We start from the raw sequence: 639 nt of genomic DNA on the forward strand, positions 1-639 counted from the left end.
CCCTGACATCGGCGATGCGGCCCTCGATCGCTGCGCTGGTGACTTTGGCCGCCAGCTTTTCCATAGCCGCATGAAGCGCCGGTTCTGAATTCTCGATAATGAGCAGCCGTGCCGCGCCGAACGTGATGACGCGGTCGCAGATCTCGTAGCCGATCGAGCCGCCACCGCCGGTCACGACGATCGCCTTGCCGCGCACGAAATTCTCCAGTCGGGCATAGTCGATCTTGACGCTCGGCCGCAGCAACAGATCCTCGACTGCCACCGGCGCCAATTGCGGCGTATCGCGGCTTTCCTCGAGCGACGGAATCCGGCTAACCGTCAGCCCGAGCTTGCGCGCACGCATCAATACCGACTCAGGTAACGCCTCTGCTTCAAACGCCGACGGCGTCATCACGATCCGTTCGATCGGGCGTTGCCGCGTGCTGAAGTCATCAACGACATTACCGAGATCATCGATGCCACCCAGGACCGGCACACCTCGGATCGCCTGTCCACGATCGGACATCGCCGGCGACAAGATGCCGACCGGCCACATGCGCTTGACGGCACCACTCTCAATACCGCGCAAGAACACCTCGGCATCGGCCGCACGACCAATCAGCAGTGCCGGCGACGCATCCATCGCGCGCGCCTGATTGC

At 63.1% G+C, this 639-nt stretch carries 1 protein-coding gene; it reads right to left on the bottom strand.

Annotation, left to right across the window (positions count from 1 at the left end; translation table 11 throughout):
• The coding region (locus tag AC1DS5_RS25160) for a nucleoside-diphosphate sugar epimerase/dehydratase (protein WP_477720971.1) at positions 1-639 on the bottom strand (639 nt) is incomplete at both ends.

The sequence above is a fragment of the Polaromonas sp. P4_H1 genome (assembly GCF_056400945.1).